Origin of the sequence: Methylobacterium sp. Leaf465 (assembly GCF_001424705.1) — a bacterium.
Lineage (GTDB): Bacteria > Pseudomonadota > Alphaproteobacteria > Rhizobiales > Beijerinckiaceae > Methylobacterium.
The window spans coordinates 1-6,246 of record NZ_LMRA01000029.1; the positions used below are offsets into that span (position 1 = coordinate 1).

Annotated in this window: 7 protein-coding genes; 5 read left to right on the forward strand and 2 right to left on the reverse strand. The window is 59.8% G+C overall.

What is annotated here, in order from left to right; translation table 11 throughout:
- The first annotated feature begins 247 nt into the window (after nt 1–247).
- Together ASG51_RS25125 and ASG51_RS25450 are read left to right on the forward strand one after the other, a co-directional pair.
- Nucleotides 248–1,057 carry a hypothetical protein gene (locus ASG51_RS25125; RefSeq protein ID WP_244480162.1) on the forward strand — a complete coding sequence of 270 codons (810 nt, stop codon included), beginning with the start codon at nt 248–250 and terminating at the stop codon, nt 1,055–1,057.
- Between the two features lie 1,043 nt (nt 1,058–2,100).
- The gene (locus tag ASG51_RS25450; RefSeq protein ID WP_056381700.1) at nt 2,101–2,352 is read left to right on the forward strand and encodes a hypothetical protein; all 252 of its coding nucleotides are present in this window, start codon (nt 2,101–2,103) and stop codon (nt 2,350–2,352) included.
- A 190-nt stretch (nt 2,353–2,542) separates the two neighbouring features.
- On the opposite strand, the gene ASG51_RS24245 is transcribed toward ASG51_RS25450, so the two are convergent.
- Together ASG51_RS24245 and ASG51_RS24250 are read right to left on the reverse strand one after the other, a co-directional pair.
- Complete coding sequence (locus ASG51_RS24245; RefSeq protein ID WP_156389735.1) at nt 2,543–2,884, reverse strand: hypothetical protein; 342 nt, start codon at nt 2,882–2,884, stop codon at nt 2,543–2,545.
- Nucleotides 2,885–3,275: 391 nt separating this feature from the next.
- Nucleotides 3,276–3,638, reverse strand: a complete 363-nt coding sequence (locus ASG51_RS24250; RefSeq protein ID WP_156389736.1) for a hypothetical protein — start codon at nt 3,636–3,638, stop codon at nt 3,276–3,278.
- Between the two features lie 1,263 nt (nt 3,639–4,901).
- Here ASG51_RS24250 and ASG51_RS24255 point away from each other — a divergent pair.
- The 3 genes from ASG51_RS24255 to ASG51_RS15075 are packed head-to-tail and all read left to right on the forward strand — an operon-like array spanning nt 4,902 to nt 6,033.
- Nucleotides 4,902–5,225 (forward strand): hypothetical protein, encoded by a 324-nt coding sequence (locus ASG51_RS24255; RefSeq protein ID WP_156389737.1) that lies wholly within the window; start codon nt 4,902–4,904, stop codon nt 5,223–5,225.
- Nucleotides 5,222–5,617, forward strand: coding sequence for a phage holin family protein (locus ASG51_RS24260; protein ID WP_056381708.1), 396 nt, complete (start codon nt 5,222–5,224; stop codon nt 5,615–5,617). The genes ASG51_RS24255 and ASG51_RS24260 overlap by 4 nt, the downstream gene beginning before the upstream one ends.
- Nucleotides 5,614–6,033: a DUF3618 domain-containing protein gene (locus ASG51_RS15075; protein WP_056381704.1), complete on the forward strand. Its 420-nt coding sequence runs from the start codon at nt 5,614–5,616 to the stop codon at nt 6,031–6,033. The genes ASG51_RS24260 and ASG51_RS15075 overlap by 4 nt, the downstream gene beginning before the upstream one ends.
- The last annotated feature ends 213 nt before the right edge of the window (nt 6,034–6,246 follow it).

Genomic DNA, 6,246 nt, shown 5'->3' on the forward strand with positions numbered 1-6,246 from the left:
AATCTGCAATAGAAATCCGGTCATATTTTCCTGACAGAAATAAGCCGGTTTGAGGATGCTCGAACTGCGGCCCCTCCCGATGACGGGAAAACGATCGTTAGCCCGACATCGCATCAAATATCTGGAATGCCCTCTCTACCCCTCATTTCCTGAGTGGTTTGCCCGGCCGTCTCTTTGCTCAGCTTGATCTGACCTAGAGGGCTTCAGCCCAACCGGGCGAATACTGGATTACTCGCCCAGATGGTAGGTGAACCTGGAAGGTGTGGGGCACCTTGTTATTCGGGACGTTGATCAACTCGACGCGCATCCCGAAGCCCTTCTCGGCATCCGGATCGGACATGTCGTGGATGATGCAAGGAACCCGCGTGCCGTCCGCGAACACCGCGACGCCCTGCTGGGCCATGTCCGTGCGTTTGAACTGCCGCCGATCCTTGAACTGATCGAGATCCTTCGCGCTTTGTCGATCCACCTCGTTCTCCCTACGCCCGATGCCGGTAGGTCCATAAACGATGGCGGCCTTACAACGCTGTTAAGAGTGCGCCGTGCGGCTGCAAACCTTGGCGACGCGGCATCTGGGCTCGATGCCTCGACCTTGGGGGCGCATAGCCTGCGGGCCGGGTACATCACGACGGCGGCCGAGCGCGGCGCGGATCTCGCGCGTACTATGGATCAGTCGGGGCACCGCGACCGGCGGACCGTAGTCGGGTACATCCGCCGAGCGAACGCCTTCAAAGATCATTTGGGGAGCGGGTTCCTAAGAGCAGGAAGACGGCTGGAGGATAGAGAGCTCATTCATCTCACGCACCGCGCTAGCACTCCAGCTACCGCTGCATTCAACGAGGCCACCACTGGTGCGCCATGCCCCGAGGCCGGTGCATTTCAATTCGAGCTTGCCCGTGATCGGCACCAGGTTTGGACCCTGAACGATCGTTGCCTGCACGGTTCCATCCGCGAAGACACCACTCTCAACATCAGTGTCTTCACCGGGGATCGACGCGGATCACTCTTCGACTTTGCAACGCATGCTCGTAAAAAAGAGCCACACCCAGAACATTGATCGGTTCGACGAGCAGCCAAAAATCTCTCATTTGCGATACTGCTTTAGAGAAATATTGCTGTTCAGAATTTTGGTCACTCGCTGATTTATAATTATACTTTGTTTTTGAACTGTTTTACCTCTTACAGCGTTTTAGTCGTCAAACTTGGAACGCACATTTTTTCTCTAATCTTACTCAGAAGCAAGCCCCTGAGCATCCAAGTTTCATGAGAAGTTTTGTATAGTTTTTTGACATCGAACAAAGGTCGTTATTGTGGAAAAAGCAAATACTTATCGTGATAATGAAAGCGAGATGAGATTTGGCTCCAATTTCTGTAATGAAATAATTGATCTAACCGGCACCTATTGGATGGGCTGCTCTTTTACAGATTGCTCGCTGACCGCTAACCGGAAAGATAATGAGCTAGTTTCCATCCGAGCCGTAAGCTTCTTGCGCTGTACTTTTACAGGTGATGGCTGGCCGAAACACATGGGGCAGTAATCTATGTCTCTCAAACGAACTAATCATAAAAGCAGTCGTCCCTTGAGGCGGACCAAGGCATCGGCAATGAATGCTGCAGAACTACGCTCTGCGCTTCGAAATCTTAATCTAAGTCAGTCTGGTGGCGCTCGCCTTCTTGGTGTCGACGCGCGCACTATGCGCCGCTGGTGTTCGGCTGACAGCGCAAGTGCCAGTGAAGTTCCACCACCTGTCGCCCGCTTCCTCTGGTTTATGCAGGTATCGGGAGCTGTCCCCGCCGAAGTGATGAAGGCACTGACGCCTTTCCTTCTGGCCAAGACAGCTTTGTAATAGCCCCCCGATACAACGAACAGCTAACAAACGTCTGGAAAAGGATCGTTTTCTTTACAAAGATGACAACAGCATCTTTCGATTGCTGAATGGCATGTCGAAGGATGCTAGGTGTCAGTCCGGACTGACGTCCAAGCACGACCGCGCGGATAAGCGCTGCCATCATGAGGTTGTCGCGAGCCAAAACGAACCCTTTTCGGTGACCGTGCGTTTGCCCTCCCACTTCGTTGGTCGAAGAAAATTGGAGGCTTCAATGCGTAAGGTGTTGCTCGTGACGGCCGCCATGGGCGGGCTGATCCTCCAGGAGGCTCCCAGCTTTGCGCAGGGCTTCCGGTTCGGCCCCGGCGGCGTGGAGATCGATGATGGGCGCGGCTACCGTGAAGATCGTGAGGAGCGCCGCTACCGCAGAGTGTGCCGCGAGCTTCGCGACGCTTGCGAGAACAAGGACCGCTACGGTGAGGAAGGCCAAGGCAACTGCCGACGCTATCGCCGCACTTGCGGCTGACGGGCAGCACACCTGAACCGCAGAAGCGAAATGGAATGATGTCCAAGCTGATACGCTGAGGCTCACGGCTCGGCCGTCGAACGCCGGGTACTCGATACGTCTAACGCTGCTACGGGAGGAGCCCGGCATGAGGAGGCTGTGGGTTACAGCACTCGTAGGTCTGAGTTTTTTCGGCGCGATGAGCTCGGCCTCAGCTCAGCGAGGGGGTCGTGACTACGGCCACGACGAGCGGGATTATGGCAGTCGAAGCTATGGCGAGCGCGACGGCGGTGGTGATCGCGGGTACAATGACGATGACGATGACGATGATCGACCGGGTGAACGCGGCCGCAGCTACGACAATGGCCAAAGTAACGAGCGGCGTCGCAGATACGATGAAGATCGGGATCGCCAGCCCGGTCGCGGGTACGACAATGATGACCGGAGACGGAAGCGTAATCGTGGGTCTCAGCAAGAGCCTGAGGCCGCGTTCGACGAAGAGGACTACCTGCGTTGCAACCCTGATGTCGCCCAAGCCGTAGAACGAGGCCAAATGCCGTCTGGGGATTTTCATTACAAGACATTCGGGCGCCGTGAGGGGCGACACCTCACCTGCCCGATGAAGCTCTAAAAGCTCAGTTGCAAACGCCGACCCGCTGAAGCACTGGCCCTCTTAAGTGTCTAAGTGCTTCCATATCCGTACTTATGCAAACTCGCAGCTCTCACCGGCTGTCGCGCTCATACGATCTGCGTAGAGCTGCTTGTCTCAGCGGAGGTACAGCCGCCTAACGAAACGCTCGACCTTGGGGTGCGCAGCGCCAATCAGTGCGACAGCGCCAAGGGCTCCCGAGAGCATGATGAGGACAGCCAAATCAGTCATCCAGGCATGCTCAGCCATAGCGAGCCGTTTAACGAGGTGACGCAGCGCCGTGGGGCAGCGTGCCTCACCCTGTTGTCAGGCGAGCGCGGCGTTGTAACAACCAGTCGATCCCCCAGCTCGTGAGGTAAATCACCAGAGCCAAGACGACGGCCAGCCCCGCAGGACGCAGATCCGGCATCCCAGACACGCTGCCCTGCTCAACCACCTTGAGGGAAGAGCTTCCAACAGCCCCAATCACGGGAACGCCGCCCATCATCGTCACACGTCGACACTTCTGAGCGGGATGGAGGGGGTCGAGCCCGCCTGGAAGGCAGGCAGGAAGAGGCCGAGCTTCCCAGGCGGCATGACCGGCCAGCGCGAACGCCAGCAGCACGCATGGAACGGTGAGTGCTAGGCCGAAGCGCCGGACCCACGAGCGTTGAAGCATGACGGCTTATCCTCTGGGGCGGAGCGCTGTTGCAGGCCGGCGGTGCATAGAGCTTCCTCTGCGCCCATCCCGCCTCAGCCAGGCCGGTTTGATGACGGCCGATGCTTGGATGAGCGAGGCCGACGCTTACGAGAGGCCAGCGGGGCATCCTCGTCCGGCAGCAGATCCGTGAAAGGCACCGTAAACAGCGGTCGATGCTCGGCGTCCGCCACAGCGAATTGGTAGCTGGTCAGCTGCGGATTGCGAATGCAGTCTCCGTGCGAGGTAAACCTAGCGCCATGGCGAGCCAGCGTCAGCGCCGCGTCATCATCGCGACAGTCCAGCCCCTGATAGTCCAGGCACACCAAACCAGAGTGGGATTGGACGTCGAAGAAGTATGTTGGCATGGCGCCCTCCGCCCCTGCCCCCTCCCAAGACGCTCAGGCTGTTGGTCGCCCTGGTCTCATGAAGAGAGTGTCGCTCCGATCTGATCGGCTGTCACCCTGCTTCTCACCACGCGCACAGCGCCGCTTCCCCTCAAAAGGCATTCCAGTCTGGGAAGACGGGTTCGCACGGAGACCCTCCATCCAGCGTAGCTATGCACCGCTGGTATGCCACGTTTGATTTCTGAGCGATTGAGGCCGGGCGAGCAGCGTGAGACATGCAAAGCTCGACAGCGCGGCGATGGCGTCGCCGCGCTGTCCCTTAGTTGGGCGTTTCCTCCCTAGACTTCGGGCCGCTCCTTGTGGGCGGCCCTTTTTGTGTCTGGACTGCCGGCTTGTAGCGGGCGCCTACTCTTCCCGGCAAGCACCATGTTTCATCAGCCTGTAAGAGGTGGTGATATGTTGCGCAGGTACGCCTGCCCAAGAATGCACCCCTTTCCCAGACATCCAATCCGACAAGCTTTTAGGCGGAGAAAACCGTCGGATATCCGACGCCATCAAGCTATGTGCGTGGCGTACGCAGCCTTTCTAGGCATACGGGTCGAGACCCGACTTGAAATAACTGGGTTGGGTGGATTTCTGCCGGTTCGGTTTCAGGTTCAGAATTTGGAATAGTGGACGCTGGCTCCGCCAGCGGCGGGTTTTGGAACCGCTATGACCCTACGCCGTTCCAGTCTCGCTTTATTCACGCTCTCGTGACGGGAAGGCGATCATGACTTCCGGGCCTCAAACATCGACGAATTCCGCGCCGCACGGACCCCAAGTTGACGAAGGCTTCGCTGCGAACGTCCGGGGTCAGGCCCAGGATTACGTTGCTCGTCGCAAGCAGGACGCGGTTAGGGTGGTCTCGGACGTGGCCGGGGCCATTCGCGGAGCCGGCGCGGGCTTCGAGGATGCGCCTAACGTGAAGGCGTTCTTCGACAAGGCTGCCGAGGGCGTCGAGGAGCTCTCCGCCGATATCGGCCGCCGCACGGTCAGCGAGCTCTACGACGAGCTCGACGCTGCGGTGAGGCGCCGGCCTGGGGTGACCCTGGCCGTGGCGGCCGCCGCCGGCTTCGCTCTCTACCGACTGTTGGGCGCGTCCGGCGTCAGGCCGATCCCGCGGTCCCGGGCCGTGGTCCCCGTCGACGTGTTGCCGGTCCCCGACCTGGATGGCCCCGCATGAGCGAGCCCTCGCGTAGGACCGTCCCGAACCTGATCGGCGATGCGGTCCGCGAGGTTCGGGACCTCGTCTCGACGGAGATCGCGCTCCTCCGGGTCGAGATGACCGATAGCCTGCATCATCTCACCCTTGCGCTGAGCCTGTTCATCGCGGCCGGCGTGTTCGCCATGGCAGGGGTCGTCGTGCTGATCCTGGCGTTGGTGAAGGGCCTCGTAGTTCTCCTGCACTCCGAGGCGCTCTCAGCCCTTGTCGTCGGCGGCGTGTTCGCGGCCCTCGCCGTCAGCTTGGCCCTGTTGGGGCGCAGCAAGGCAACCCTCTCGGGGCTGGAGCCGACCCGGACCGAGCGGCAGGTTGGGCAGGACGTCACCATCATCACGGAGCGCATGGGCGAATGAGCAAATCTGTCGATGAGCTTGAGCGCGACGTCGAGGCGAGCCGCGGAAGGCTGGACGGCACGCTAGCCGAACTCCAATCCCGCCTGAACCCAACGAACCTCACGGAGGAACTGACCGGTACGCGCGATCCCGCCGGCTCGGCGGCGCTGGCGGCCGGGCGCTTGTCCGACACGGTGCGTGCGAACCCGCTTCCCGTGCTCCTGATCGGTGCTGGCTTCGCCTTCCTTGCCTTTGCGACGGTGCGACAGGCGGCCGAGCGCCGCCGCCTGCGCGTCCTCTCGGAGGAAGCCCTCAAGGCTCCGTCGGATGCCTCCTTGCCTGGCAATCACCCGGATCGACTTGAGGAGAAGCTCGAAGAGGCGCTGGAGGAAACCTTCCCAGACAGCGATCCGGTATCGGTCCGGATCACGAGGTAGGCTGCCTTCGATTTCCTGATGGTACGAACTAGCAAATGCTTCAGGGAGAGGGCGGGCGCGTTGCAGACGTCTGTTTCCAGGAACAGCGCAGGCTACCTTGAACGGTAGGGCTGGATTGTCCGACGTCAGCACCTGTGGGACAGATTGAGGGTCTTCACGAACGGAGGATGGCTGGTTCATCGTAGCCCCTGAGGAGCGAAGATGAAGCAGACA